Below are 26970 nucleotides of genomic sequence, written 5' to 3'. Positions count from 1 at the left end.
GCTAGTGCAGGGACGTTTCAAGAGGGATGGCAGCGCTTCGGCGGAGCCGGAGCCGCACGGCGGGACTGGCGCCATGAAGGGCGGCCCCGCGCCCCAGCACGCCCAGAGCCCGGGCTCGGCCGGCGACGGCGGTGAGCGCTCCGGACGGTCGGGTACATCGGCCGCGGGGGCCGCGAACCCGTCCCCGCCGCTGAAGCCGCCGACGGGCCCCACCGGCCCCGGTCCGCGAATAGCCCTGCGCAACTGGCGCATCTCCACCCGACTGGTCTCGCTGCTCGCGCTCCCGGTGGTCGCGGCCACCTCGCTGGGCGCGCTGCGTATCAACCAGTCCATGGACGACATCCAGCAGCTCGACAACATGAAGCTGCTGACGGACATGACCAAGCAGGCCACCGAGCTGTCGGCCGCGCTCCAGGAGGAGCGCGACCAGTCGGCAGGCCCGCTGGCGCACGGCGGCAAGGCGACCGACTTCACGGTCAAGGGTCTGCGCGAGAAGACCGACCGGGCGATGAAGAACTTCCTCGACAGTTCCGAGGAGATCGACAGCGCCAGCAAGGAAGGCAACCTCAAGGGCGTCCGCGAGTACCTCATCCAGCTCGCCGGCGAGCTGGGCGACCTGGCGCAGATCCGCAAGAGCGCCTACGCCTCCGAGGGCAACTCCACGCAGACGATCGAGGCCTACCACCGTCTGATCGAGAACCTCGTCGACCTCTCCCAGGACATGGCCGAGGCGACCAGCAACCCGGACATGATCCAGCGCACCCGAGCGCTGGCGGCCTTCTCCTCCGCCAAGGAGTACTCCTCGATCCAGCGCGCGGCCCTCGCGGCGGCGCTGCCCGCGAGCAACACCACGACCGGCAAGCTCTCGCCGAACGACCGGCTCTACGCCGAGTCGTCCCTGGAGAGCCAGAAGTCCGAGATCCGCAGCTTCAAGAGCATCTACGGCGAGGACGCCGCCGCCGAGCTGCTGCAGCCGATCGAGGACGGCGGCAACTCCACGATCAAGGCCACCGACACCTACGCGGGCCGTGCCCTGGTCTCCGCGAGCGGTCTCGCCCAGCAGGACAAGCGGTCCTACCGCGACTGGCTGGACGACAGCTCCACCAAGATCCAGCAGATGAAGAACATCGAGCACACGCTGCTCGAGGAGATGGAACAGAAGGCCCGCGAGCTGCGCAGCGCCACCGAGCGCGACGCGATCATCTCCGGTGCGCTGATCCTGATCGTGCTCGGTGTGTCGCTGGTCGGCGCCTTCGTCGTGGCCCGCTCCATGATCCGCTCGCTGCGCCGCCTGGAGGAGACGGCCACCAAGGTCGCCTCCGACCGGCTGCCCGAGCTGGTCAAGCAGCTGTCCGAGTCCGACCCGCAGGACGTCGACACGTCCGTGGAGTCGGTCGGTGTGCACTCCCGGGACGAGATCGGCCGGGTGGCCGCGGCCTTCGACGACGTGCACCGCGAGGCGGTCCGACTCGCCGCCGAGCAGGCCCTGCTGCGGGGCAACGTCAACGCGATGTTCACCAACCTCTCGCGCCGCTCCCAGGGCCTCATCCAGCGCCAGCTGTCGCTCATCTCCGAACTGGAGTCCCGCGAGGCCGACCCGGACCAGCTGTCCTCTCTCTTCAAGCTCGACCACCTCGCCACCCGCATGCGCCGTAACGGTGAGAACCTCCTCGTCCTCGCCGGTGAGGAGCCCGGCCGCCGCTGGACCCGCCCGGTCCCGCTGGTCGACGTGCTCCGCGCCGCCGCCTCCGAGGTGGAGCAGTACGAGCGCATCGAGCTGGCCTCCGTGCCGACCACCGAAGTGGCCGGCCGGGTCGTCAACGACCTCGTGCACCTGCTCGCCGAGCTGCTGGAGAACGCGACGTCGTTCTCCTCGCCGCAGACCAAGGTCAAGGTCACCGGTCACGCGCTGCCCGACGGCCGTGTGCTGATCGAGATCCACGACACCGGTATCGGTCTGTCGCCGGAGGACCTGGCCGCGATCAACGAGCGGCTCGCCTCTCCCCCGACGGTGGACGTCTCCGTCTCCCGCCGCATGGGTCTGTTCGTGGTCGGCCGGCTGTCGCAGCGGCACGGCATCCGCATCCAGCTGCGCCCGTCCGACTCCGGTGGTACGACCGCGCTGGTCATGCTGCCCGTCGACGTCGCCCAGGGCGGCAGGAAGCCTCAGCCCAAGCAGCCCGGCCAGCCGCCGCTCGGCGGCGGTGGTCCGGCCGCCGCGCAGGCCGCCGCCGGTGTGGCCGCGGCCCGGCGTGGCGCCGGTGCCGGCCAGGGCGGCGGCGCGCTCGGGGCGGGTCCCTCCGCCGCCGGTGCCTTCGGTGGCGGTGCGTCCGGCGGGGGCCGGCTCGGTCCGGGTCAGAGCCCGCGGGCCGCGCTGCCCGGGCGGGACGCGGACGGTGGCCGTCCGGGAGCGCCGGGCGGAGCGCGCGGGCCCCAGGGTCCCGAGAAGTCCCCGTCGTTGTTCGACCAGGGTGCTCCCTCCGCGCCCCCGCAGGGCCGTCCGGCCGGTTCCGGGTACGGGCAGGCCCCGGGTGCCCCGCAGGGCCTGCAGGCCGCCGGCACGAACGGGCCGCAGGGCCAGGACGCCTTCGGCGGTGGCCGTGGCCAGCAGCGCCCGGGCGGCAACGCCGAGCAGGGCCAGGGCCGTCGGCCGCAGCTGCCGCCGCGCGGTGGTCCGCGGGCCGAGCTGCCCGGTGGCGACCCGCAGCCGCGCGTGCCGAGCTGGGGCGACGAGAACGCCCAGCCGCCGGTGCCGCGTGCCTCGCTGGACGCCCCGCGTGGTCACGAGGAGCCGGACGTCTCCCGTACGTCTCAGATGCCCCGGATCGACGACCGTCAGGGCCCGGGCGCCACGGCGGAGATCCCGGCCGTGCCGCGTGCCGACGACCGGCAGGGCCCCGGCTCGCCGGCCGACTTCGGCATGGGCGGCGGCCCCCAGCACTCGGACCAGTACACCTCCGGCACGAACGGATCGCAGGACCCGGGTCAGTTCGTCCGCCCGGACGTCTTCGGCTCCCCGGCCGTCCGCCGCGACCCGTCCTCCACGACGGGCCAGTACCCGGCGCCGCAGGCCCCGCAGTCCTACGACAACGGCTCCACGGGCCAGTACCCGGCACAGCGCCAGGACAATGGCAGCACCGGCCAGTACCCGGCGCCCCGTCAGGACAACGGCTCCGGTCGGCCCTCCCTTCCGGGTCCGGCCACCCCGGCCGACCCCGGTGGCACGGGCCAGTACGAGCGGCCGCAGGTCAACGGCGGTCGGGGCCCGGCGGACTTCGGCGCCCCGCGGCCGCCCGCCCCGCAGGCCCGGCCCGCCCGGCAGGAGCCCGAGGCCCTGCCGCCGGCGTCCGGTCCGGGCGACGGACGTACGCCGCTGTACGACACACTCGAGACCAACTGGTTCCACGGCCAGAACGGCCAGAACGGCCAGCAGGAACAGCAGTCCCAGCAGCCGCAGAACAACGGCTCGGCTCCGCAGCAACCGCAGGGATCCACCGGTCCGCAGCGGTCGTCCGCACCCGCCGGCTGGCGCAGTTCACCGAACGACGATCTCGGCCGCCAGGCCGAGCGCGTCCGCCAGCCGGCCGCCGGTGGTGTCACCACCTCCGGCCTGCCTCGCCGGGTGCCCCGCGCGAACCTCGTCGCGGGCACGGCGCAGCAACAACCGCAGCAGCAGAGCGGTCCGCAGATCTCCCGGGCGCCCGATGACGTCCGGGGCCGGCTGACCAATCTCCGTCGCGGTATCGCACAGGGTCGTCAGGCCGGGTCCACTCAGACCGGCAGCTTCCCTCGACCCTCTCACCAGCAGGAGCGTTAGTTGAGTCCGATGAGCCAGGCGGCACAGAACCTCAACTGGTTGATCACCAACTTCGTGGACAACACCCCCGGGGTGTCCCACACCGTCGTCGTGTCCGCCGACGGTCTCCTCCTGGCGATGTCGGAGGGCTTCCCGCGTGACCGCGCGGACCAGCTCGCGGCCGTCGCCTCGGGCCTGACGTCCCTGACGGCAGGCGCCTCCCGGATCTTCGAGGGGGGCGACGTCGCGCAGACGGTCGTGGAGATGGAGCGGGGGTTCCTCTTCCTGATGTCCGTCTCGGACGGTTCGTCGCTGGCCGTTCTGGCACACCCCGACTGCGACATCGGCCTCGTCGGCTACGAGATGGCGCTCCTGGTCGACCGCGCGGGCGCGGTCCTCACCCCCGACCTGCGAGCTGAGCTCCAAGGGAGTCTGCTCCACTGATCGGCCCCGGCACCACCCGTCTCACCACATCACCGTCCGGCCGCCACAGATCCCACACAGGCCCCGTCAGACGGCTCGACTGACCGACTTGCTGTCCCGCCCGGAGGACCCATGACCCCGCCCCCCGCCTCTCATGATCCGTACGCGGAGCCGTACGAGGATGAGGGCGACCAGCCGCTGGTACGGCCTTACGCCATGACCGGCGGCCGGACGCGGCCGCGCTACCAGCTGGCCATCGAGGCTCTGATCAGCACGACCGCAGACCCCGCGGCACTCATGGGGCTGCTGCCGGAGCACCAGCGCATCTGCCACCTGTGCCGTGAGGTGAAGTCGGTCGCCGAGGTCTCGGCGCTGCTCAACATGCCGCTGGGTGTGGCCAGGATCCTCGTCGCGGACCTCGCGGAGGCCGGTCTCGTCGCGATCCACCAGCCGGGCGGCGACGACGCCACCGGTGCACCGGACGTGACACTGCTCGAAAGGGTGCTCAGTGGACTTCGCAAGCTCTGACGCGGGTCGTTCCACCACGTCCGCAAAGATCGTGGTGGCGGGTGGCTTCGGCGTGGGCAAGACCACGTTCGTCGGTGCCGTCTCGGAGATCAACCCGCTGCGCACCGAGGCCGTCATGACCTCCGCCAGCGCGGGGATCGACGACCTGACCCACACCGGGGACAAGACGACCACCACGGTCGCCATGGACTTCGGCCGTATCACCCTGGACCAGGACCTGATCCTGTACCTCTTCGGTACGCCCGGCCAGGACCGCTTCTGGTTCATGTGGGACGACCTGGTGCGCGGCGCCATCGGCGCGATCGTCCTGGTGGACACACGCCGGCTGGCCGACTGCTTCCCGGCCGTCGACTACTTCGAGAACAGCGGCCTGCCCTTCGTCGTCGCGCTGAACGGCTTCGAGGGCCAGCAGCCCTACCAGCCCGAGGAGGTGCGCGAGGCGCTGCAGATCGGGCCGGACACCCCGATCATCACGACGGACGCCCGCCATCGGGCCGATGCGAAGAGTGCCCTGATCACGCTGGTCGAGCACGCTTTGATGGCACGACTGAGGTAGCACGCAATTCAAGAGCGCCATACGGCAGTTGTCGTAGATGCACCGGAGCCGACTGTGTCCTTTGACACGGTCGGCCAAGGTGTTCATAACGTTTCGGCAGAGGAATCGGGTGGTACGGCCACGCGTCGCGCACATCCGGTCTCGCTGCGCGCACAATCGCCCCGCCTTTTGGCGGGGCTCGCTCTTTATGACCGTTTTATCTGGGGCTTACATCACTCTGAATCCCCGCCCCGGACTGTTTGGAAGAGCGCAGGTCGTCGTGCTGGAATGCCTGAACTGCCCAATAGTCAATGACGCACTCGTCCGTCGACGACGTGTTGGGCGCTGAGACACTGCGGCACAACGTTGGTGCCGACCGCCGAGAGGTTGTTGGTCGAGTGAGGCGAAGCAAGAACAGTCCCGAGCCGTCGGCCCGGGGCAACTTCACCCCGCCGCCGCGCACAGCGGCGCCCGCCCCCGTGCCCGGTTCGGAGCCGACGGCCGCGCCTGCCGAGAGCAGCGGCCGTCTCTCCCCGCGCAACTGGCGCGTGGCGACCAGGCTCAACGCGATCCTGCTCATACCCGTGGTCGTCGGCCTCGTCATGGGCGGCTTCCAGGTGAAGAGCTCGATCGACACCTGGCAGGAGGCCGAGGACGCGCAGAACACCGCGCGTCTGGTGCGGGCCTCCCTGCTGTACGCCAACGCCCTCTACAACGAGCGCGACACGTCGGCGGCGCCCCTGCTGAAGGGCAGCGCCCAGACGGCCCAGGACAAGGCGACCGTCGCCCAGGTCCGCAAGGACACCGACGAGGCCGCCGACGCCTTCGACACCGCGGCACAGAGCATGCCGGCCAAGCCCGGCCTCGAGCGCCGTCTGAAGCTGTTCCGCGAGGCGGAGCCGAAGCTGCAGACCCTGCGCCAGGTCGCCTACACCTCCAAGCTCAAGGGTGTGCAGACCGAGGAGGGCTACGTCGAGGTCGCCCACCCGCTGACGGAGTTCGCCAACGAGCTGGGCCTGGGCACCGGAAACATCACCAGCTACGGCCGGACGGTGTACGCCATCGAGCTCACCAAGGCGGCCCTGTCGCTGCAGCGCTCGATCGGCATGCACATCCTGATCAAGCCGGGCCCGGACGACGGCAACCTGGCCAGCCAGCGCATCGCCCTGTCCTCGTACGCCTACCTCGAGCGCATCGCCGTCGAGGAGTACATAGGCGGCGGTACCGAGCAGGACGCGGACAAGCTCAAGGCGGCCGAGGCGAAGATCAAGGTCGACGGCGCCGCGATGGCCCGGGAGGCCAAGGCCAAGAACCCGGACTACGTCCCCCCGCCGGCCAAGACGACGACGATGGTCTCGGCCATCGCGACGCTGCCGAGCACCGACCCGAGCGCCCGCGCCGCCCTCGGCACGAAGGGCGTCACCGCCGAGAACTGGTGGGCGGTCAACACGCTCAAGTTCAACGCGTACGAGAAGATCGAGGCGGACATGGCCGACAAGGCCGTGAGCGAAGCCTCCGACATCGCCGACGACGCCCAGCGTGACGCCTACATCACCGGTGCCGCCGTCGTGGTCGCCCTGCTCCTCGCCTTCATCCTGGCCGGCGCGGTGGCCCGCCAGATGAGCCGCTCGATGCGCCAGCTGCGCAACGCCGCCTTCGGTATCGCCGAGCAGCGTCTGCCGATGCTGGTCGACCAGCTCTCGCGCACCGACCCCGGCCGCGTCGACACCCGCGTCCAGGCCATCCCGATCACCACCACGGACGAGATCGGCGAAGTCGCCCGCGCCTTCGACCAGGTCCACCGCGAGGCCGTCCGGCTCGCCGCCGAGCAGGCCCTGCTGCGGGGCAACATCAACGCGATCTTCACCAACCTGTCGCGCCGCAACCAGTCGCTGATCGAGGGCCAGCTGACCCTGATCACCGACCTGGAGAACAACGAGGCCGACCCGGACCAGCTGGAGAACCTCTTCCGCCTGGACCACCTCGCGACCCGTATGCGCCGCAACGGCGAGAACCTCCTGGTCCTCGCCGGCGAGGAGCCCGGCCGCCGCTGGGACCAGCCGGTGCCGCTGGTCGACGTGCTGCGCGCCGCCTCCTCCGAGGTGGAGCAGTACGAGCGCATCGAGCTGTCCGGTGTCCCGGAGGCCGAGATCCACGGCCGTGCCGTGACCGACCTCGTGCACCTGCTCGCCGAGCTGCTGGAGAACGCCACGACGTTCTCCTCCCCGCAGACCAAGGTTCGCGTGACCGCAACCCGTCTCCCCGACGGTCGGGTCATGATCGAGATCCACGACAAGGGCATCGGCCTCACCGCCGAGGACTTCGCGGACATCAACCACAAGCTGGCCAACCCGCCGACCGTGGACGCCGCGATCTCGCAGCGCATGGGCCTCTTCGTGGTCGGCCGGCTGTCCGACCGGCACGGCATCCGCGTCCAGCTGCGCCCCTCGGGCGAGCAGGCCGGTACGACCTCGCTGGTCATGCTGCCCGACGCGATCACCCACGGTGGTGGCGGCGAGCAGCACGTGGACCGCGACGAGTTCACCGTCTCGCAGATCATCCCGGAGCAGAACTTCGGCGGCGAGAACTTCAACCACCAGCAGCACCAGCCCATGCGCACGGCCGCGGAACTCGGCTTCGACGACAGCCGCTACTCCGAGGTCCCCGACGACATACGTGAGCTGGACCCCGTCGGCCGCTCCCTGATGCGCGACGAGCGCAGGGCTGCCCTGGAGTCCCAGTCGCACGAGCAGCCCGCCCTGCCCGGGCGGAACCCGCAGGACCCCGACGAGGGGCATGCGTACCCCGAGGAGTTCAACGGGCAGCAGGGCTACGACACCGGCCAGGCCTACGACACGGGCGGGACCGGCTACCCTCAGCAGCAGCCCTCCGCGTACGACCGTCAGGCGACGTACGGGGACCAGCAGGCGCAGTACGAGGAGCAGCGGCACACGGCGTACGAGGAGCCGCAGCGCCCCGCGTACGACGAGCAGTACTACGCGCCGAACGGCGGCATGCCGCAGAACGACACCTTCTCGCCGAACGGCGGCTACCCGGACCCCTCCTATGCGGAGCCGGCCCAGCAGGAGCCCCCGGCGCAGGGTGCGGGCGTGCCCGAGAGCTTCCCCGCCTTCGAGCAGCGTCGTCACCAGGACGACTGGCCGCAGCAGGACGGTTACCGGAACGGCTACCCGAGCCAGTACCCTTCTCAGGCCCAGGAAACGGAATCTGCGCAGGCCGCTGACGCAAGTGAGCAGGACCGCGTAGGCTTCGACCGTCCGGGACCGGCTCACTCCGCCGCCCACTCGACGACCGACGCGGGGCTTCCCCGCCGCGGATCGACCGCGAGTGGTGCGAACGGCACGGGCGGCGCGCGGCACGTGAGCCAGGAGCCTCCGGCCTCCACCCCGGAGAGCAACGGCGACAGCGACTGGCGCTCGGCGAACGACGCGCGGTGGCAGCAGGCTTCGCAGCTCAAGAAGCCCAGGGCGGGCGGGGTCACCTCCTCCGGCCTGCCGAGGCGGGTACCCAAGGCCAACCTGATCGAGGGTGCCGCCGAGAGCACCCCCCAGGGAGGCCCCCAGGTCTCCCGCGCCCCGGAGGACGTCCGGGGCAGGCTGAGCAACCTGCGCCGCGGCGTGGAACGCGGACGCAACGCAGGCACTGAAACGAACGGCCAGGCCACGTGGAATCAGCACAGTGGTCCTGACAGCACCTACAACCAGGAGCGTTAGTGTGAGCCCGATGAGCCAGGCGGCACAGAACCTGAACTGGTTGATCACCAACTTCGTGGACAACACCCCGGGGGTGTCCCACACGGTGGTGGTCTCCGCCGACGGACTCCTTCTGGCGATGTCCGAAGGCTTCCCCCGCGACCGCGCCGATCAGCTCGCGGCCGTCGCTTCCGGTCTGACGTCACTGACGGCCGGCGCTTCCCGGATCTTCGAGGGAGGCCCTGTGAACCAGACGGTTGTGGAGATGGAGCGGGGATTCCTCTTCATCATGTCCGTATCCGACGGTTCCTCGCTCGCGGTTCTCGCACATCCCGAGGCGGACATCGGTCTCATCGGGTACGAGATGGCGCTGCTGGTGGACCGAGCCGGTACGGTCCTGACACCGGACCTTCGTGCGGAGCTCCAGGGGAGCCTGCTCAACTAACGGACGGACGGTGCGTTTTGGCGCCCCGTGGCCGTAAAGTTTCGGAACGCGGCTCCACAGCGATGGGTGCCAGGCACAGTCGGAGGAGGAGAAAGTGGCAACACCCCCAGGCGGTTCGGCTTCGGGCAACTGGTCGTACGGCCCTGGCCAGGGCCAGAACGACGGTGCGCAGAACCCGAACCGTTACAACTTCCCCTCCACACCGAGCCACCGGCAGCCGTACGCGCCGCAGGGCCCCGGCCCGTCGCCGTACGACCAGCCGCCGGCCCCGCGTATCCAGCCTGTGCAGCCGCAGCGCCGCACCCCCGAGCCGGCGCCCGCCGGGGCGTCGAACAACCCGCTGGTGCGTCCGTACGCCATGACCGGTGGCCGGACCCGCCCGCGTTACCAGCTCGCCATCGAGGCGCTGGTGCACACCACTGCGCAGCCGCACCAGATGCAGGGCCAGTTGCCCGAGCATCAGCGGATCTGCAACCTCTGCCGGGAAATCAAGTCGGTCGCCGAGATCTCGGCGCTCCTCACGATCCCTCTCGGCGTGGCCAGGATCCTCGTCGCCGACTTGGCGGAGGCGGGACTGGTCGCCATCCATCAGCCCGGCGGCGACGAGAACGCCGGCGGCCAGCCAGACGTGACACTGCTCGAAAGGGTGCTCAGTGGACTTCGCAAGCTCTAGCGGCGGTCCTTCCCGCTCCACCACCTCAGCGAAGATCGTGGTGGCGGGTGGCTTCGGCGTGGGCAAGACCACGTTCGTCGGGGCCGTCTCGGAGATCAACCCGCTGCGTACCGAGGCCGTCATGACGTCCGCTTCGGCGGGCATCGACGATCTCACCCACACCGGGGACAAGACGACCACCACGGTCGCCATGGACTTCGGCCGTATCACCCTGGACCAGGACCTGATCCTGTACCTCTTCGGTACGCCCGGCCAGGACCGCTTCTGGTTCATGTGGGACGACCTGGTGCGCGGCGCCATCGGCGCGATCGTCCTGGTGGACACGCGGCGTCTGGCCGACTGCTTCCCGGCCGTCGACTACTTCGAGAACTCGGGTCTGCCGTTCGTGATCGCGCTGAACGGGTTCGACGGGCAGCAGCCGTACAACCCGGACGAGGTGCGGGAGGCTCTGCAGATCGGGCCGGACACGCCGATCATCACGACGGACGCTCGGCATCGGGCCGATGCGAAGTCGGCGTTGATCACGCTGGTTGAGCACGCGCTGATGGCGCGGCTTCGGTAATCACTTGCTGTGGGACAGCCCCTGGCGGCCTCTGGGTTGCCGGGGGCTGTTGTGTTGCCGGGTGCGGGTTGTCTGTGGCTTGTCGCGCAGTTTCCCGCGCCCCTAAAGGCCAAAAGCACAAAGCAGAGGCCCCTCCGTGTGGAGGGGCCTCTTTGAGGTGCTGGGGTCAGCGCCAGCTGTGGGGGGCTCGGAAGCCCGGCTCGCGTTCCAGGCGGCGCCAGCCGGCCTTGACGCGGCCGCGGTGCGTCGGGGTGGGGTCGGTGGGGCGGGCGGCGGCGCGGGCCAGGAGGATCGCCGTGATGGCGGCGACTTCCTCGGGCTCGGCGTGGCCCTTCTCGACGCGGATGTCAGGCAAGTCCATGGGTGTCAGTCTCCGTGAGGAAGATGTCCGCAGGGTTACTGCGGCGGGTTGCCGTGCTTGCGGGACGGCAGGTCCGCGTGCTTGGTCTGGAGCATCGCGAGGGACTTGATCAGGACCTCGCGGGTCTCGGCGGGGTCGATGACGTCGTCGACCAGGCCACGCTCCGCCGCGTAGTACGGGTGCATCAGCTCGGACTTGTACTCCTTGACCATGCGGGCCCGCATGGCCTCGGGGTCCTCGGCCTCGGCGATCTGGCGGCGGAAGATGACGTTGGCCGCACCCTCCGCGCCCATGACGGCGATCTCGTTCGTCGGCCAGGCGTAGGTGAGGTCCGCACCGATGGACTGGCTGTCCATGACGATGTACGCACCTCCGTAGGCCTTGCGCAGGATCAGCGAGATCCTCGGCACGGTCGCGTTGCAGTAGGCGTAGAGCAGCTTCGCGCCGTGGCGGATGATTCCACCGTGCTCCTGGTCGACGCCGGGCAGAAACCCGGGTACGTCCAGAAGAGTGATGATCGGGATGTTGAAGGCGTCGCACATCTGGACGAAGCGGGCCGCCTTCTCGGAGGCCTCGATGTCCAGGACACCGGCGAGTGCCTGCGGCTGGTTGGCGACGATGCCGACGACCTGGCCGTCCATCCGGCCCAGCGCGCAGATGATGTTCCGCGCCCAGCGCTCGTGGACCTCCAGGTAGTCGCCGTCGTCGACGATCTCCTCGATGACCTTGGCCATGTCGTACGGCCGGTTGCCGTCCGCCGGGACCAGGTCCAGCAGGACGTCCGAGCGGCGGTCGACGGCGTCCGTGGCCTCCGCGCGCGGCGGGTTCTCGCGGTTGTTCTGCGGGAGGAGCGAGAGGAGGTAGCGGACCTCCGCGATGCAGGTCTCCTCGTCGTCGTACGCGAAGTGGCAGACACCGCTGGTCTCGGCGTGGACGTCGGCGCCGCCGAGGCCGTTCTGGGTGATCTCCTCGCCGGTGACCGCCTTGACGACGTCCGGGCCGGTGATGAACATCTGCGAGGTCTCGCGGACCATGAACACGAAGTCCGTCAGGGCGGGGCTGTACGCCGCGCCGCCCGCGCACGGGCCGAGCATCACCGAGATCTGCGGGATCACGCCCGAGGCCTTGGTGTTGCGCTGGAAGATGCCGCCGTAGCCGGCGAGGGCGGAGACGCCCTCCTGGATACGGGCGCCGGCGCCGTCGTTCAGGGAGACCAGAGGAGCCCCGGCCGCGATGGCCATGTCCATGATCTTGTGGATCTTCGTGGCGTGGGCCTCGCCCAGCGCGCCGCCGAAGACCCGGAAGTCATGGGCGTAGACGAAGACCGTCCGGCCCTCCACCGTCCCCCAGCCGGTGATCACACCGTCGGTGTACGGCTTCTTGGCCTCCAGGCCGAAGCCCGTGGCCCGGTGCCGGCGGAGCTGCTCGACCTCGCGGAAGGAATCCGGGTCGAGGAGCAGTTCGATGCGCTCCCGCGCGGTCAGCTTGCCCTTGGCGTGCTGCGCCTTGGTCGCCTTCTCGCTCGGTCCGGCCACCGCCTGCGCACGGATCTCGTGCAGTTCGGCCACGCGTCCGCGCGCGTCGGTCGGCTCACCCGGCGCCTCATCCAAAACGGTCATGTAGCGACCTTACGAAGCGAACCCAGGAAAGCGGGCCGTCGACTCCTCACAGTCTCCGGCGTGTTTTCCTGGTACCCCTGAACAGAACCATGGTGCGGTGCAGCCAATCCGACTGCTCAGAGGGTGTGCGGCTTGTAGGGGTCGCACAAAGACCTCAACCGAGAGTCACCTCACATCGGTGCGTCGCGCATACCTCCCCCGGGGTGACGCGCAGCCTCAGTCGAGGGCCGGTCGAGAGCACCTCGACGGTCTCGTCCGCGCGGACGACCCGGCGGACCGGGCGGTCCCAGGTGATCTCCAGCGGCCGGCCCGAGCGGGGCGGCTCGCTCGCACAGAGGGTAGCGGTACGGCCCCGGCGGACGGTCAGCACGCTCGCGCCGGCGGAGGCGGTGAGCGGGCCCGCGGTGCCGGCCTGCCAGAAGTTCGCGGCCGTGCAGCCCAGGGAGTGCACGGTGACCGCCTGGCAGGTGGCGTCGTTGGCGAGGATCGACAGCCGGTCGAGGTGGGCCGCGCGGTGTGCGACCGCGCGGCGGGACGCCCCGGGCATGAGGACGTAGGCGTACGCGGCGTCCTGCGGGTCGGTGCCGTGGTCGAGCCAGAGGGTCTGCCAGCGGCGGGTGCGCCGCTCCGGGGTGCTGCCGGTGTTGATGTCGGCCCAGGCGCCGGTGCGGTCCTCGCGCACGGCCTTCGGCTCGCCGTCGAGCAGGATCCAGCCGCCGTGGTCCTCCAGGTGGGCCCAGTTCGGGCCCTTGGTGAAGCGCTGGGTGCCGGACTCGCCGAGGTTGCGGTTGTCGACGATCGTCTCCACCGGGACGCCGTCGGCGCAGCTGATCCCGGCGCCCAGGCAGATCACCGCGTCCGCGACGCAGAACCAGGACTTGCGGGCCTGGAGGGTGGAGCCGAGGCCCTTGAGGTGCTGGCCGAGCGCGGCGTACTCGCCGTCGGTGGTGCCGCCGGCCCAGCGTGCGTCCGGGCGGGCGGTGCCCCACTCGCCGCCTTCCCGGTCGGCGAGGCGCTTGGTGGAGACGGTGGTGCCGGGCAGGCGGTACCAGTCCACCGTCGGCCAGAACCAGTCCGTGTACTGGTCGCTCGCGCCGGACCACCAGCTGACCATCCCCGCGCCGGTGTGCCAGCCGCGTGGGTTCTCGCCGTTGCCGCACTCGTAGTGGGCGACGCGGTCGCTGGCCATGGCGATGTTCACGGTGAATCCGGGGCGGCGGTGGACGGCACGGTCCATGGCCGCGAAGAGGTGGTGTCCGGTGGGTTCGGGTGCGGCCGGGGCGGGTGAGGCGGCGATGGCGTGCAGCCGGGCCAGGTCGGCGACGCCGAACTGGGGTGCCGTCAGGATCGGGGTGACCGTGTCCCGTTCGATCCAGCCCTTGACGCGGGCGTGCCAGCGGTCGCGTTCCGCGGGGGTGGCGGCGCCCGCGAGGAGGGCGATGGCCGCGATGAGCTGCTGTCCGTGGAAGTGGTCGCTCCGCATGACCTTGCGGTCGTCGGTGGTGAGGTAGCCGCGGCTGATGGCCCGGCCGTTGACGCTGTCCATGACGAGTCCGTCGTGGATGAGCGGGGCGTAGGCGTGCTCGACGCTGTCGAGGATGATCTGCCGGTTCGGGTCGGTGACCGCCCAGTCGGATCCGGCGAGCAGGGCGAAAAGCCGGCCGAGGCCGTCGAGCATGACCTGTCCGTAGGTGCCCGAGTAGGCGACCCAGGTGTGCTGGACGAAGGAGCCGTCGGCGTAGAGGCCGTCGCCCCGGGTGACGTACGGGAAGACCGGGGAGAGCGCGTCCCGGGCGAGGGAGATCCTGGCCGGGTCGCGGCCGAGGATGCCGCGCAGGACGACGGAGCGGCACAGGTCGACGCGGTTGGCGCCGGTGGAGGTGCCGGTGTAGTCGCCGAGGGCCGAGGCGGGGACGAAGTGGTCGACGGCGGCGCAGGCGGCCTGGACGCGGGCGTCGCCCAGCTCGTCGTACAGGGCGGCGGTGATGTCGGTGAGCAGGCGGGGGCTGCCGATCTGCCATTCCCACCAGTTGCCGTAGCGGGTGGTGGCGGGGTTGTAGACGGTCGCGGAGAGGTGGTCGAGGCCGCGCAGGACGTCGGCGAGGAGGTCCGGGTCGGCGGTCGAGCCGGTGCCCTGCTGGACGTAGGCCTGGGTCATGGTCCACAGGCGGCCGTAGCTGAGGGTGATGCCGGCCGGCGGGTCGAAGGGGTGCCCGGGCCAGAGGGAGTTCGCCGCCGGGGCCATGGAGGCGCGCAGGCCGCGGGCGAGTTCACCGGTCTCGGCGAGCCGGGATGCGTACGGCTCCGCGGCCGGGTCGTAGCCGTCGCCGAGGGCGATGCCGAGCCAGCGGCGGCGCAGGGTTTCGTAAGGGTCCTCGGCTTCGGATGCCTCCGTGCCGCGGGGCGTGGGCGTCGTGGCGCCGGTCGCCGCCAGCGCCGCGGCCGCGAGCAGCAGGGCCCGGCGGCTGGGGCGGAACAGGGTGGTGGCGGCCTTGGCCGTACGGCGAGGGAATCCACGACGCTGGGGAGTCATGCCCATGCCCTACCACGGGGAGTCGCTCACCTGAACGGAGGATCCGGCCGTGGTGACCGGGACGACCGGGATGGGGGAACGAGGGGATGTGGAGCGCGCGGAGGGGCTAGCGGGCCCGCTGCGGGGCCGCCCTGGCTCCCTGGGAGCACGGAGCGCGTTGGGTACCGTTCGTCAGCCGAAGGGCCTCAGCAGGCGGCGGTACAGCGTCGGGGCCAGGGTCCGGATGCGGGGCGGGAGGGTTCGCCAGGTGGGGGTGCAGGCCTCGTCGCGGTCCTGGCGTACGGCCTCCCAGACCTCGTGGGCGACGCTGCCGGGCGAGACGGGCCGGGGGCTGTCCCTGCCGGTGGGGCCGGCGCGGCCGGGCACGACGAAGGTCACGCCCACGCCCGTGCCGCGCAGTTCCTGGCGCACCGCGTCGGCGAAGGCGGCGAGGCCCGCCTTGGCTGCGGAGTGCACCGCTTCCTCCCGTACGCCCACGCGGCCCGCGACCGAGCCGAGCAGCACCACCCGGCCCCGGCCGGCCGCGATCATGGACGGCAGCACCTCCCGCACGAGGTGGAGCGTGGCGTTGAGGTCCAGGGCGAGCACCCGGTCGATGTCGGTGTGCGGCATGGCGGCGAACGGGCCCGTCCAGCCGATGTCCGCCCCGGCGAACAGGACGTCGATCCGGCCGGTCGCGTGCAGCGCGGACTGGGCCAGCAGGCGCGGACCGCCCGGGGAGGCGAGGTCGGCGGGCAGGACGAGGGCCGAGGTGCCGGACGCCGTCTGCTCCAGGCAACGCCGGTCGCGCCCGTTGAGGAGCAGTTGCCAGCCGTCCATGGCGAATCGCCGTGCCGTGGCCGCCCCGATGCCCGAGGAGGCCCCGGTGACGAGGGCCACGCGCCGGTCCAGACGCCGGGCCGGGCCGTGCTCGCGCACCTTGGAAGGGGCCGCGGGGCCCGGTGGGTCGTAGGCCGAGCCGGAGCCGGTGAGTGTCATCGGTCGGTCTCCCTGCGCTGTACGTCCGCCGTGGTCTCGGGTGTCTCCCTGCGGGTCCCGCCACACGGAACCTCCTCTTCCAGGACACCGCCCTTTCGGTGCACCGCGCCAGTGCTGGAGCCCTCTCACGGGCCCGGCTCACCCGGTCCGACGTGCCCGTTTCCGTTGGCGGTCCACGGGCCGGGCCCGTCCGTGACGGCCACGGCAGGACCACCCCTGCGGGCCGCTCGGTGCCGCCAGGCGGCGGTATCGCGACACAGCCCCCAATGATGTTGAACATTGAACCGGAATAGGTCTACGGTGGTGCGCGTTGATGTAGTTCAAGATTCAACATCAAGAGTCGGCATCACATCACGCGCAGGAGGCGTACCCATGAGCATCTTCAGCAGCAAGGACACCGAGACCGCCACCGCCACGTCCGGCGCCGTACGGCCGGAGCTGGCCGCCCTGACCGGCGACTACACGATCGACCCCGCGCACTCGACGATCGGCTTCGTCGCCCGCCACGCCATGGTCACCAACGTCAAGGGCGGCTTCCAGGACTTCACGGGCACGCTGCACCTCGACGGCAACGACCCCTCGCGGTCCTCGGCCTCCCTCGACGTCGTGATGGACAGCATCGACACGGGCAACGCCGACCGGGACGGCCACCTCAAGAGCGCGGACTTCTTCAAGGCGGACGAGTTCCCGGCCATGACGTTCCGTTCCACCAAGGCGGAGTCCCTCGGCGGCGACGACTACCGCATCACCGGTGACCTGACGATCCTCGGCACGACCCGCCCCCTCGCCATCGACCTGGAGTTCAACGGCGCCGCGAAGGACCCCTTCGGCAACGAGCGCGTCGGCTTCGAGGGCAAGGCGGAGATCCTGCGCTCCGAGTGGGGCCTGACCTGGAACGCCGCCCTGGAGACCGGCGGTGTCCTCGTCTCCGACAAGATCAAGCTCAACTTCGACATCTCGGCGATCAGGAACGCCTGAACCGCCTGCACCTCCTGAACCGCCCGCACCTCCGGCCACGCCGCACGGGACGACTCCGTGCGGCGTGGCCGAATCGGGCCTCTTGTGCGAGGACTCGCGGCGTTCTCATAATCCAGCAGCAGAATTTTGACCGGTCCATGCCAGCACATGGACGTTTTTTTGGCCCTGCTGCTGACATGCGCTCGTCAAACGGATGCTTCGGTTGTACATCTCCCCAGGTCAACCCCCCACGGAAGGCATCACGTTGAAGAGACTTCTCACTGCTCTCAAGAGATGCGCGGTCGTCGGCGCCGCCGCGCTCGCGATCGCCAGCCTTCAGCCCGTCACCGCCGCGCAGGCCGCGCCGTCGCCCGTCGTCGGCGGGACACGGGCCGCGCAGGGTGAGTTCCCGTTCATGGTCAGGCTGTCCATGGGCTGCGGCGGCGCGCTCTACACCCAGCAGATCGTGCTCACGGCCGCGCACTGCGTGGGCAGTTCGGGCAACAACACGAGCATCACCGCCACCGCGGGGGTAGTCGACCTGCAGTCCACGAGCGGCCGGGTCCAGGTCCGCTCCACCAAGGTGCTCCGTGCGCCCGGCTACAACGGCACCGGCAAGGACTGGGCCCTCATCAAGCTCGCCCAGCCGATCAACCTGCCGACCCTGAAGATCGCCACGACCGCGCAGTACAACACCGGTGACTTCACCGTCGCCGGGTGGGGCGCGAACCGTGAGGGCGGCTCCCAGCAGCGCTACCTCCTGAAGGCGACCGTGCCGTTCGTCAGCGACGCCGCGTGCAAGGCCTACGGCGGTCTGTACAGCGGCCTCGTCGCGAACGAGGAGATCTGCGCCGGGTTCGACGCGGGCGGCGTCGACACCTGCCAGGGCGACTCCGGCGGCCCCATGTTCCGCAAGGACAACGCCGGCGCCTTCATCCAGGTCGGCATCGTCAGCTGGGGCGAGGGCTGTGCCCGGCCCGACGCCCCCGGCGTCTACACGGAGGTCTCCACCTTCGCCTCCGCCATAGCCTCGGCGGCGTCCACACTCTGACCCGCCCCTCGGCAACAGCGGAACGGCTCACGGGTCCGGTGCGGTTCGGCACCGGGCCCGTGGTCGTGCGGCGGCGGGGTGACCTCCTGGCCGGGCCGAAGCGTCCGGCGGCGTCCCGGCGCCCGTGCGGTGACCGCCCCGACCAGGCCGGGCGGATCGGCGCCGAGTCCGCGCCCGGGCGGTGAGGCCCCCGGTCTGCCCGACCGCTCCGACACCGTCCCCAGCCCGAACCAGGAGACGAGCCTCCGTCGCCCCGCCCGTCCAACTCCGAGCCCTCCCCACCCGGACGGTGAGGCCCCGGGTCCACCCGGCCCCTCCGACACCGCCCCCCAGCCCGAGCCATGAAACGAGCCTCCCTCGCCCCGCAACCGTCCAACACCGAGCGCCCGCCCGGACGATGGGGCGTCTCTCGTCGAGTCGGCCCGTCCTGCACCGGGCCCGTGGCCGATCAGTGGAGCGGCCCTCGATCAAGCCGACCCGTCCGGCACGGCACCAACCCACTCGAACGAGGGTGGGGCGGCCTCCCTTCGAGCCGGCCCGTTCAGCACCCAGCCCGTTCAGCACCGAGCCCGCACCCGAGCAGCGGGCCCCCGGCTCACCCGGCCCTCCGGCGGCGGCAGCGCGGCCAGGCACGCCCGGGCGACAGGGCCACCCCGGTCAACCCGGACCCGGCCGCCGACCAACCCGCGCCCGCGCGATGCGGCGCATCACGCCGAGTCCGGCCCGGTCCCGAACGGCGGGGCCACCCCGAGGCGACCCACCCCGCGATGCCGAGCCCCCGCCCGAGCGCCAGAGCAACTCCCTTCGGCCCGGCCACCGTCCGGCTCATCGACCCCGCCCGTCGCCCTCCAGCTTCGTGACCGCCGCTGCCACCTGCGCTGCCCGGCTCCGTGGTGTCCGGGCGCGGAGGACGCCGAGCATGGTGAGGTAGCGGTCCGTTCGGCCGAGTTTCTCGAAGGCCGCCGCAGCACGTGGGCTGCGTTCCAGGGCTGCCGCGAGGTCCTCCGGGACCTCGGCCTCCTGTTGGGACGCGTAGGCCGCGTCCCAGCGGCCGTCCGTCCGTGCGGACGCCACCTCGTCGCGGCCGCCGGGGCGCATCCGGCCGGCGGCGGTGAGTTCCTCGACCCGCCGGACGTTGACCATGGACCATAGGCTGCCGGGGCGCCGGGGGGTGATCCGCTGGAGGTAGTACGACCCGTCGAGGGCCTTGCGCTGCCCGGTGATCCACCCGTGGCAGAGCGCCACGTCGTTGACATCGGCGGCGCTGACGGAGGGGATGCCCGAACCCTTCTTGGCGACCTTGACCCAGAGGCCGGGGTGCGGGGCGGGGTGGGCGGTCAGCCAGGAGTCCAGGTCGGCCACGGTGGCGAAGGTGAGCGGGCCCGTGCCGTCGGAGGTGGTCATGTCGCCACCGTAGGGACCGAGTAGGACAGGTGCCGTCCGCTACGCGAGCAGTGCGCGTGCCTGTTCGCGGGCGTGCTCGATGGCGTCCGGGAAGACGCCGAGGCCGTGGGCAACGAGCGCGCCCTCGTGCAGCAGCATCAACGCCCGGGCCAGACGGGCCGGTTCGTCCGGGGCGAGGTCCGCGGCGAGGCCGGTGAACAGGGCGAGCGTCCACTGCTTCTGGCCGATGATGATCGGGTGGGCCGGGTGGGCGGGGTCGCTGATCTCCGCGTGGGCGTTGACCATGCTGCATCCCTTGGGACTGCTGTCCCGCGCCCAGGCGTGTGAGGCGTCGAAGACCGCCAGGACACGCTCCCTCGGGTCCGGTCCGGCCGCGTCCAGGTGCTCGCCGAGGAAGGCGCGCCAGCGCTCGTCGCGGTCGGCGAGGTACTCCACGACGATCTGCTCCTTGGAGCCGAAGCGGTCGTACAGGGTCTTCTTCGTGACCCCGGCCTCCGCGGCGATGAGGTCGACCCCGACGGCGTGGATGCCGCGCTCGTAGAACAGCCGCGCGGCGGCCTCCAGGGCGCGGCGGGCAGCCGGCGTCATCGCGATCCGGCGGGGGTTCTCGGCGGTGGTACCCATGGCACCCGAGTATACCGTTCTGTATAGTCGACCGGGAACGGGTAAACCGATCTGTCTAGTGGTTGTGATGTCGTGAACATCCTGCTCTCCCTCGCCTTCGTCCTGTGCTGGAGCTCCGGGTTCATCGGAGCCAAGCTCGGTGCGGGCAGCGCGTCCGCGCTCACGGTCCTGATGTGGCGGTTCCTGCCGCTGGCCGTGGTCCTGATCGCCGTCGCCGTCCTCACGCGATCGGCGTGGCGGGGACTCACCGCCCGGGACGTGACCCGGCAGGCCGTGATCGGCGTGCTGTCGCAGAGCGGCTATCTGCTGAGCGTCTACTACGCCATCCAGCTCGGTGTCTCCAGCGGCACGACGGCCCTGATCGACGGCGTCCAGCCCCTCGTCGCCGGAGCCCTCGCGGGACCGCTGCTCGGGAGCCACGTCTCGGGCCGGCAGTGGATCGGACTGGGCCTCGGACTGAGCGGCGTCGCCGTGGTGACCCTGGCCGACGCCGCCGCCGGGACCGACGTGGCCTGGTGGGCGTACGCCATCCCGCTGCTCGGCATGCTGTCCCTGGTCGCGGCGACGTTCCTGGAGAGCCGGTCCCGCTCGCGGGTCGCCCCCTCGGTGGCGCTGACCGTCCACTGCGCCACCAGCGCCGTGCTCTTCACCGTCCTGGCCCTGGGCGCCGGAGCGGCCGAACCGCCGGCCGAGGGCGCGTTCTGGGTGGCGGTCGCCTGGCTCGTGGGGCTGTCCACGTTCGGCGGGTACGGGCTGTACTGGATCATCCTGAAGCGCTCCGGCGTCACCGAGGTCAACACCCTGATGTTCCTCATGGCCCCGGTCACGGCCGTCTGGGGCGCGCTCATGTTCGGTGAGCCGTTCGGCGTGCGGACCGCCCTCGGGCTGGCCGTCTGCCTCGCGGCCGTCGTGATCGTCCGCCGCGGTGGGGGCCGGGGGGACGCGGCCGTGACCGCCGCGCGGGGAGAGCGGGAGGAAAACCGGTGGACCCGGTCCTCCGAATCCGCCTAACGTGCCTGTCGTGTCCAGCCCCGAGGCGTCCAGAGTGCGGCCACCGGCTCTCCGGTGGCTGCTTGTGATGCCGGGCCGCTGAGGCAGGCCCCTTCCTCGCTCCGCCGCCGGATCGCCGACCGACGTGTCGTGTTCGTCGTCGACTTCCGGGTGCGGAGTTTCCTCATGCCGTTCGCTCTTCTTCTGCTGGGCCTTGCCGTGTTCGCGCAAGGGACGTCCGAGTTCATGCTGTCCGGGCTGGTGCCGGACATCGCGCGGGATCTGGGGGTGTCGGTCCCCGCCGCGGGCGCGCTGACCTCCGCCTTCGCGGCGGGAATGGTCGTGGGCGCGCCGCTCGTGGGGGGTCTCGCGCGGCGCTGGTCGCGGCGGGGTGCGCTGCTGGCGTTCCTCGTCGTCTTTCTCGCCGTCCATGTCGTCGGTGCTCTCACCGGCAGTTTCGAGGTGCTGCTCGCCACTCGGGTCGTGGGGGCGCTCGCCAACGCCGGGTTCCTCGCCGTCGCCCTCGTGGCCGCCGTGGGCATGGTCCCGGCGGACGCCAAGGGCCGGGCGACGTCCATGCTGCTGGGCGGGGTGACGCTGGCGTGTGCGGCCGGGGTGCCCGCCGGGGCCGTGCTGGGCGGACTGTGGGGCTGGCGTACGGCGTTCTGGGCCGTGGCGCTGGTGTCGCTGCCGGCCCTGGTGGCGGTGGCGTGGTCCGTGCCGGGCGGTGCGGCCGAGGGCGCGCCGCCCGCGCTGCGCGGTGAGCTGCGGTCGCTGCGCAGCCCTCGGCTGATCGTCACCCTGCTGCTGGGCGCCCTCGTGAACGGCGCGACGTTCTGCACCTTCACCTATCTCGCGCCGCTGGTCACCGAGGTGACGGGGCTGGGCAGGGCGTGGGTGCCGGGGGTGCTCGCGCTGTTCGGGGCCGGGTCGTTCGTGGGGGTGACCGTCGCGGGGCGGTTCGCCGACCGGAGCCCCGTGCCGGTCCTGGTCGGCGGGGGCGTCGCGGTCTGCGTGGGCTGGTGCCTGCTGGCGATCGGGGCCGGGTACCCGGTCCTGGCCCTCGGGCTGGTCTTCGCCCAGGGGGCGCTGTCCTTCGGCGTCGGTTCCACGCTGATCGCCCAGGTGCTGTACGCGGCCCCGGGCGCGCCCACGCTGGCCGGGGGTTTCGCCACGGCCGCGTTCAACGTGGGCGCCGCGCTGGGCCCTTGGGCCGGTGGCGCGGCGATCGGCGCGGGGTTCGGGTACCGGTCGCCGGTGTGGGTGAGCGCGGGTCTGGTCGCGCTCGCGGGCGCCGTGGCCGGGGTGGTGTGGCGACAGCGTGGGCGGCTCGCGGACCGAGAGGCGCTACGACACTGAGCCGTAGGCGTTCTGACCGCCCCGGGGCGGTCAGAAGCCGCCCCCGAAGTCCCCGCCACCGCCGAAGCCTCCGCCGCCGAAGTCCCCTCCGCCGAAGCCGCCCCCGAAGTCGCCGGTGTCGAAGTTGGCGCCGGAGACGTCACCGCCCTCGTACCCGCCGAAGTCGCCGTAGCCGGAGCCGTAGTCGGCCGCGTAGGCGGGGGCGGCCATCATGCTGCCGAGCATGGTGCCGACGAGGAGGCCGGGCAGGATGCCGCCGGCGAAGTAGCCGCCGGCCCAGGGGCCGTACGCCGGGCCGGCCTCCCAGTACGGGCGGCGGCCGTAGTCGGTGTCGACCTCGCGGATCTCCGGGTCGCGGCCCTCGGCGAGCCGGGTCTGGTCGGCCGCGCAGACGGGGACGTCGCGCGTGGTGCCGCCCGAGGGCGTCCAGCTCGCGTCGGCGACCGCCGGGCCGTGGCGCGGGTCGAAGAAGCAGGGCGGGCGGCGCTCCGGCAGCCGGCCGCCCTCGCGCCGGGCCGCGAGTCGGGCCAGGGAGAACCGGCCGTCCTCCACGGTCTGGGTGACGGGCCGGACGTCCTCCGGTTTCGTCGCGGCCGCCATCAGGGACTTCGCCTGCTCGTAAGCGTCCAGGGCCCGCTCGTAGTCGGCACGCATCGCGTCGTCGGCGCCGGGTTCCCCGGGGTGGAAGTCGAGGCGGTCGAGCTCCTCGCCGAAGGCGGTGATGTCCTCGTCGACGACCACCCGCAGCTTCTCCAGCGCGGCCCGCTGCTCCTCCTCGTGGCGGCGCCGGTTGCGCCGGACCACCGCGTAGGTGCCCGCGCCGCCGGCCGCGACCAGGGCGCCGAAGGTGATCAGGCCGCCGACCGGTACGCCGGTTTCCGAGCCGTCGCTCCAGCTGCTCGGCGCCGTACCGCCCACGCCGCGCAGGGCGCCGTCGACGAAGTCGTTGAGCTGGGCCTTGGTGTCGCCCGCGTCCCGCACGGCCGTGACCAGGTTGGACACCGCCTGGCGGCTCATCACCGAGCTGTCGGCACGGGCGTCGAACTGCTCGCCGACGCGGACGCCGTACAGGCCGGTGACGCCGGTCTCGGTGCGGAGGTTCCGGAAGAGGTCCTGCGTGGGGGTGCCGGCCGGGAGGACCGCCACGAAGACGGGCTTGTCCGCGTCCTTGATCTTGTCGGCGAGCGCCTCGGCGTCCGACGCCGCCAGCTGGTCGGAGGCGGCCGGGTCGACGTAGACGGGGCTCTCGCGCAGTTCCTCGGCGACTTTCGAGAGGTCGGTGGCCGCGTGCGCACCCGGCGCACCGGCCGTCATCACCACCAGCACCGCCACCAGGGCGGCGACCGGCGCGATCAGCAGTCGTACGACGGTACGCACCAGTGCGGCCTTCATACGTTCGAAGCTACCTGAATCGGTACAGAAAGGGATATCGATAAGCACGGGGATTTCGGGACGCGGCTGCGCCTACGATGCCTTCTGGCTTACTGCCGTGGGCCGGGCCGGTCCACCGGTCACAGCAGAAGGGCGGATCAGGGGCATGTTCGCAAGACGCAGGGCCGTGGACATGACGGTGTCCGCACTCACCGAGCTGGACCGTTCGCGTTCTCGGGCGGACCTGTTGTGGGAACTGTTCCGGCATGCCGAGGCGGAGGTGACGACGGCGATCGGCTGGTACCTGGCGCGGCGCCGGGGGCCGTCGCTGTGGTCGCGGTCGCTGCGGGCGCTGGCGGCGCTGCTGGGCATCGTCGGCACGCTCACTCCGCTGGTGCACGCGGCCGCGCCCACGACCGTGCAGCCCGAGTGGGGCTTCGTGTTCCTGGCCGGTGGGGCGGGCTGTGTCCTGTTCGACCGGATCTTCGGGTTCTCGGCGTCCTGGACGCGTTACATCCGTACGCAGCAGGCGCTGCAGCAGATCCTCAAGAGGGCGCAGTCCGAGTGGGCGCAGACATATCTGCGGGCCACCGACTCCCCCAGCGACAAGGAGCAGGCCGCGCTGCTCGGGGTGATCGAGCGGCTGCGGACGGACGCGCAGCGGATCATCGAGGACGAGGGCTCGGCCTGGGTCGGGTACCTGGCCGACGGGGTGGAGGAACTGACCCGCGCCACCGTCCACGCGCCCGGGCAGCGGTCGAGCGGGGCAGGGCTCTTCCGGCTGGACCGCATGCCCGGGCGCGAGCGGCCGGGCGACGCGCAGGTACCGCGCGCCCGCGACTCGGCCATGTGACGTTCACGTGTCCGGCGTGGGTGCTGGGGCGGGGTGTGTGCGCAGCCCGGCGTAGCGGGGTGCCGCCGCGCCCACCCGTGCCGACCCACCACCCACCGCGCAGGCGCTACTCCGCCGGAGCCACCCCCGCCCGCAGCAAGCCGTAGGTGTACGCGTCCTCCAGGGACTGCCAGCTCGCCGCGATGACGTTCTCGGCGACGCCCACCGTGGACCACTCGCCCGCGCCGTCGGACGTGGAGATCAGAACGCGGGTCGTGGACTGGGTGCCGTGCTTGCCTTCGAGGATGCGGACCTTGTAGTCCACCAGCTCCAGCTTGGCGAGCTGGGGGTAGATCTTCTCCAGACCCACCCGCAGCGCCCGGTCGAGGGCGTTGACCGGGCCGTTGCCCTCCGCCGTGGCGACGGTGCGCTCGCCCTTGGCCCACAGCTTGACCGTGGCCTCGTTGGCGTGGGACCCGTCGGGCCGGTCCTCGACGATGGCACGCCAGGACTCGACCTCGAAGTAGCGCAGCGGCTTGCCCTGGACCTCGGTGCGCAGCAGGAGTTCGAAGCTCGCGTCGGCCGCCTCGTACGTGTAGCCCTGGAGTTCGCGTTCCTTCACCCGCTCCACGACCCGGCCGACCAGCTCCCGGTCGCCGCCGAGGTCGATGCCGAGTTCCTTGCCCTTGAGCTCGATGGACGCGCGGCCAGCCATGTCGGAGACCAGCATCCGCATGGTGTTGCCGACCAGCTCGGGGTCGATGTGCTGGTACAGGTCCGGGTCGACCTTGATGGCCGAGGCGTGCAGCCCGGCCTTGTGGGCGAAGGCGGAGAGGCCCACGTAAGGCTGGTGCGTGGAGGGCGTGAGGTTGACGACCTCGGCGATCGCGTGCGAGATACGGGTCATCTCGCGCAGATGGCCGTCGGGCAGGACCTTCTTGCCGTACTTCAGTTCCAGCGCCGCCACGACCGGGAAGAGGTTCGCGTTGCCCACCCGCTCGCCGTAGCCGTTGGCCGTGCACTGCACATGCGTCGCACCCGCGTCGACGGCGGCCAGCGTGTTCGCCACCGCGCAGCCCGTGTCGTCCTGGGTGTGGATGCCGAGCCGGGCACCCGTGTCGGCCAGGACCGTGGAGACGACCGCCTGGATCTGCGCCGGGAGCATGCCGCCGTTGGTGTCGCAGAGGATCACCACGTCCGCGCCGGCCTCCGAGGCCGTACGGACGACCGCCTTGGCGTACTCCGGGTTCGCCCGGTAGCCGTCGAAGAAGTGCTCGCAGTCGACGAAGACCCGGCGGCCCTGCTCCGTCAGGAACGACACCGTGTCGCGGATCATCTCCAGGTTCTCGTCCAGGGTGGTGCGCAGGGCGAGTTCGACATGGCGGTCGTGGGACTTCGCGACCAGTGTGATGACCTCGGCACCCGACTCCAGCAGCGCCTTGACCTGCGGATCCTCCGCGGCCTTCGCTCCCGCGCGACGGGTCGCGCCGAACGCGACCAGCTGGGCGTGCCGGAAGTCGATCTCCTGCTGGGCGCGGGCGAAGAACTCGGTGTCCCGGGGGTTCGCGCCCGGCCAGCCGCCCTCGATGAAGCCCACGCCGAAGTCGTCCAGGTGCCGTGCGATGGCCAGCTTGTCGGCGACGGTGAGGTTGATGCCCTCACGCTGGGCGCCGTCGCGGAGGGTGGTGTCGAAGACGTGGAACGAATCGTCGAGTTCGCTGGTTGCGGTCATGGTCTCAAGGCTCCTGAGGATTGGATCTCGGTCGTACCGGAATGACCGGCTCCACCGCCCCCACATACTCCCTCGCGCTCTCGCTCCTGGCTGCGGGTGGGCCAGAAAAGCGAAAAACCTCTCGCGGGTGCGAGAGGTCTGCGCGCGGGTCGAGGACGACGGTGTCCGCCCGTACCTGGTCGTACGTGGCGGTCACTGCGGACCGGCGCGCCTGCTGCCAATAATCATGGCGAACGAGAGCACAGGGGAAGTTTGGCACAGCCCCCGTGCCTCGCTCACGGTTGTCTCAGGATGCGGTCGGTCACCTGATACGGCGCACGTAGACGTGGGAGGTGTCGTACGTGTCGCCGGGCACGAGGTCGGGTGAGGAACTGCTGAAGGCGACCTCGCGGCCGTGCCGGTCGATCACCGGGGCGGACACGCCCTGGTCGTTCGGCCCGCCGTCGGCGTCCGGGCTGGCCAGGACGGTGCGCCCGGTGCGCAG

21 protein-coding genes are annotated in these 26970 nt (G+C 71.4%); 13 read left to right on the top strand and 8 right to left on the bottom strand.

Going from position 1 to position 26970, the window contains the following annotated elements:
- Window positions 1–4 precede the first annotated feature (4 nt).
- The 8 genes from ACZ6I3_RS28105 (at window position 5) to ACZ6I3_RS28070 (ending at window position 10675) form a co-directional block, all read left to right on the top strand.
- A complete protein-coding gene (locus ACZ6I3_RS28105) occupies window positions 5–3817 on the top strand; it encodes a sensor histidine kinase (protein WP_469418362.1) in 3813 nt (1270 codons plus the stop codon).
- 9 nt (window positions 3818–3826) lie between these two features.
- The gene (locus tag ACZ6I3_RS28100; protein WP_030667329.1) at window positions 3827–4240 is read left to right on the top strand and encodes a roadblock/LC7 domain-containing protein; all 414 of its coding nucleotides are present in this window, start codon (window positions 3827–3829) and stop codon (window positions 4238–4240) included.
- Window positions 4241–4351: 111 nt separating this feature from the next.
- A complete protein-coding gene (locus tag ACZ6I3_RS28095) occupies window positions 4352–4747 on the top strand; it encodes a DUF742 domain-containing protein (RefSeq protein ID WP_053668780.1) in 396 nt (131 codons plus the stop codon).
- Window positions 4728–5303: a GTP-binding protein gene (locus ACZ6I3_RS28090; RefSeq protein WP_469418359.1), complete on the top strand. Its 576-nt coding sequence runs from the start codon at window positions 4728–4730 to the stop codon at window positions 5301–5303. The genes ACZ6I3_RS28095 and ACZ6I3_RS28090 overlap by 20 nt, the downstream gene beginning before the upstream one ends.
- Window positions 5304–5680: 377 nt before the next feature.
- A complete protein-coding gene (locus ACZ6I3_RS28085; protein ID WP_469418358.1) occupies window positions 5681–9016 on the top strand; it encodes a nitrate- and nitrite sensing domain-containing protein in 3336 nt (1111 codons plus the stop codon).
- 10 nt (window positions 9017–9026) lie between these two features.
- The gene (locus ACZ6I3_RS28080) at window positions 9027–9440 is read left to right on the top strand and encodes a roadblock/LC7 domain-containing protein (RefSeq protein ID WP_469418356.1); all 414 of its coding nucleotides are present in this window, start codon (window positions 9027–9029) and stop codon (window positions 9438–9440) included.
- Window positions 9441–9534: 94 nt separating this feature from the next.
- The gene (locus tag ACZ6I3_RS28075) at window positions 9535–10113 is read left to right on the top strand and encodes a DUF742 domain-containing protein (RefSeq protein WP_469418354.1); all 579 of its coding nucleotides are present in this window, start codon (window positions 9535–9537) and stop codon (window positions 10111–10113) included.
- A complete protein-coding gene (locus tag ACZ6I3_RS28070) occupies window positions 10094–10675 on the top strand; it encodes a GTP-binding protein (RefSeq protein WP_009314218.1) in 582 nt (193 codons plus the stop codon). Before ACZ6I3_RS28075 ends, ACZ6I3_RS28070 begins: the two co-directional genes overlap by 20 nt.
- Before the next feature lie 166 nt (window positions 10676–10841).
- Here the strand turns inward: ACZ6I3_RS28070 and ACZ6I3_RS28065 are convergent, their stop codons facing one another.
- From ACZ6I3_RS28065 to ACZ6I3_RS28050, 4 genes are all read right to left on the bottom strand, one after another.
- Window positions 10842–11036: an acyl-CoA carboxylase subunit epsilon gene (locus ACZ6I3_RS28065; RefSeq protein WP_391102602.1), complete on the bottom strand. Its 195-nt coding sequence runs from the start codon at window positions 11034–11036 to the stop codon at window positions 10842–10844.
- Between the two features lie 35 nt (window positions 11037–11071).
- Complete coding sequence (locus tag ACZ6I3_RS28060; protein ID WP_382496998.1) at window positions 11072–12655, bottom strand: acyl-CoA carboxylase subunit beta; 1584 nt, start codon at window positions 12653–12655, stop codon at window positions 11072–11074.
- Between the two features lie 154 nt (window positions 12656–12809).
- Window positions 12810–15188 (bottom strand): polysaccharide lyase 8 family protein, encoded by a 2379-nt coding sequence (locus ACZ6I3_RS28055; protein ID WP_469418352.1) that lies wholly within the window; start codon window positions 15186–15188, stop codon window positions 12810–12812.
- A 171-nt stretch (window positions 15189–15359) separates the two neighbouring features.
- Window positions 15360–16166, bottom strand: a complete 807-nt coding sequence (locus ACZ6I3_RS28050; RefSeq protein ID WP_469418350.1) for an SDR family NAD(P)-dependent oxidoreductase — start codon at window positions 16164–16166, stop codon at window positions 15360–15362.
- Window positions 16167–16538: 372 nt separating this feature from the next.
- Between ACZ6I3_RS28050 and ACZ6I3_RS28045 the strand changes: the two genes are divergently transcribed.
- A complete protein-coding gene (locus ACZ6I3_RS28045; RefSeq protein ID WP_469418349.1) occupies window positions 16539–17144 on the top strand; it encodes a YceI family protein in 606 nt (201 codons plus the stop codon).
- A 244-nt stretch (window positions 17145–17388) separates the two neighbouring features.
- Window positions 17389–18174 (top strand): S1 family peptidase, encoded by a 786-nt coding sequence (locus ACZ6I3_RS28040; protein ID WP_469418348.1) that lies wholly within the window; start codon window positions 17389–17391, stop codon window positions 18172–18174.
- Between the two features lie 825 nt (window positions 18175–18999).
- On the opposite strand, the gene ACZ6I3_RS28035 is transcribed toward ACZ6I3_RS28040, so the two are convergent.
- Both ACZ6I3_RS28035 and ACZ6I3_RS28030 read right to left on the bottom strand, forming a co-directional pair.
- A complete protein-coding gene (locus ACZ6I3_RS28035) occupies window positions 19000–19578 on the bottom strand; it encodes a YdeI/OmpD-associated family protein (protein ID WP_469418347.1) in 579 nt (192 codons plus the stop codon).
- Between the two features lie 39 nt (window positions 19579–19617).
- Window positions 19618–20202 (bottom strand): TetR/AcrR family transcriptional regulator, encoded by a 585-nt coding sequence (locus ACZ6I3_RS28030; RefSeq protein ID WP_469418346.1) that lies wholly within the window; start codon window positions 20200–20202, stop codon window positions 19618–19620.
- A 72-nt stretch (window positions 20203–20274) separates the two neighbouring features.
- On the opposite strand from ACZ6I3_RS28030, the gene ACZ6I3_RS28025 reads away from it, so the two are divergent.
- Window positions 20275–21213: a DMT family transporter gene (locus tag ACZ6I3_RS28025; protein WP_469418344.1), complete on the top strand. Its 939-nt coding sequence runs from the start codon at window positions 20275–20277 to the stop codon at window positions 21211–21213.
- Window positions 21214–21378: 165 nt separating this feature from the next.
- Window positions 21379–22551, top strand: coding sequence for a Cmx/CmrA family chloramphenicol efflux MFS transporter (locus tag ACZ6I3_RS28020; protein ID WP_469418457.1), 1173 nt, complete (start codon window positions 21379–21381; stop codon window positions 22549–22551).
- Window positions 22552–22581: 30 nt separating this feature from the next.
- On the opposite strand, the gene ACZ6I3_RS28015 is transcribed toward ACZ6I3_RS28020, so the two are convergent.
- Window positions 22582–23943, bottom strand: coding sequence for a hypothetical protein (locus tag ACZ6I3_RS28015; protein WP_469418343.1), 1362 nt, complete (start codon window positions 23941–23943; stop codon window positions 22582–22584).
- 145 nt (window positions 23944–24088) lie between these two features.
- Here ACZ6I3_RS28015 and ACZ6I3_RS28010 point away from each other — a divergent pair, with 145 nt between their 5' ends.
- Window positions 24089–24775: an SLATT domain-containing protein gene (locus ACZ6I3_RS28010; protein ID WP_469418342.1), complete on the top strand. Its 687-nt coding sequence runs from the start codon at window positions 24089–24091 to the stop codon at window positions 24773–24775.
- A gap of 106 nt (window positions 24776–24881) precedes the next feature.
- On the opposite strand, the gene cimA is transcribed toward ACZ6I3_RS28010, so the two are convergent.
- Window positions 24882–26486, bottom strand: coding sequence for a citramalate synthase (cimA, locus tag ACZ6I3_RS28005; protein ID WP_469418340.1), 1605 nt, complete (start codon window positions 26484–26486; stop codon window positions 24882–24884).
- Window positions 26487–26970: the final 484 nt, after the last annotated feature.

Source organism: Streptomyces sp. NPDC041940 (assembly GCF_055589465.1).
The sequence above is the reverse complement of the archived record's forward strand: the minus strand, read 5'-3'. Positions and strand labels throughout refer to the sequence as shown.

What these genes read in the sequence shown, in the direction of transcription:
- ACZ6I3_RS28100 (WP_030667329.1), top strand. Translation starts at nt 3,827, where the DNA reads ATGAGCCAGGCGGCACAGAACCTCAACTGGTTGATCACCAACTTCGTG.
- ACZ6I3_RS28095 (WP_053668780.1), top strand. Translation starts at nt 4,352, where the DNA reads ATGACCCCGCCCCCCGCCTCTCATGATCCGTACGCGGAGCCGTACGAG.
- ACZ6I3_RS28080 (WP_469418356.1), top strand. Translation starts at nt 9,027, where the DNA reads ATGAGCCAGGCGGCACAGAACCTGAACTGGTTGATCACCAACTTCGTG.
- ACZ6I3_RS28015 (WP_469418343.1), bottom strand. Translation starts at nt 23,943, where the DNA reads ATGAAGGCCGCACTGGTGCGTACCGTCGTACGACTGCTGATCGCGCCG.
- ACZ6I3_RS28045 (WP_469418349.1), top strand. Translation starts at nt 16,539, where the DNA reads ATGAGCATCTTCAGCAGCAAGGACACCGAGACCGCCACCGCCACGTCC.
- ACZ6I3_RS28050 (WP_469418350.1), bottom strand. Translation starts at nt 16,166, where the DNA reads ATGACACTCACCGGCTCCGGCTCGGCCTACGACCCACCGGGCCCCGCG.
- ACZ6I3_RS28055 (WP_469418352.1), bottom strand. Translation starts at nt 15,188, where the DNA reads ATGACTCCCCAGCGTCGTGGATTCCCTCGCCGTACGGCCAAGGCCGCC.
- cimA (WP_469418340.1), bottom strand. Translation starts at nt 26,486, where the DNA reads ATGACCGCAACCAGCGAACTCGACGATTCGTTCCACGTCTTCGACACC.
- ACZ6I3_RS28030 (WP_469418346.1), bottom strand. Translation starts at nt 20,202, where the DNA reads ATGGGTACCACCGCCGAGAACCCCCGCCGGATCGCGATGACGCCGGCT.
- ACZ6I3_RS28010 (WP_469418342.1), top strand. Translation starts at nt 24,089, where the DNA reads ATGTTCGCAAGACGCAGGGCCGTGGACATGACGGTGTCCGCACTCACC.
- ACZ6I3_RS28060 (WP_382496998.1), bottom strand. Translation starts at nt 12,655, where the DNA reads ATGACCGTTTTGGATGAGGCGCCGGGTGAGCCGACCGACGCGCGCGGA.
- ACZ6I3_RS28035 (WP_469418347.1), bottom strand. Translation starts at nt 19,578, where the DNA reads ATGACCACCTCCGACGGCACGGGCCCGCTCACCTTCGCCACCGTGGCC.
- ACZ6I3_RS28065 (WP_391102602.1), bottom strand. Translation starts at nt 11,036, where the DNA reads ATGGACTTGCCTGACATCCGCGTCGAGAAGGGCCACGCCGAGCCCGAG.
- ACZ6I3_RS28020 (WP_469418457.1), top strand. Translation starts at nt 21,379, where the DNA reads ATGCCGTTCGCTCTTCTTCTGCTGGGCCTTGCCGTGTTCGCGCAAGGG.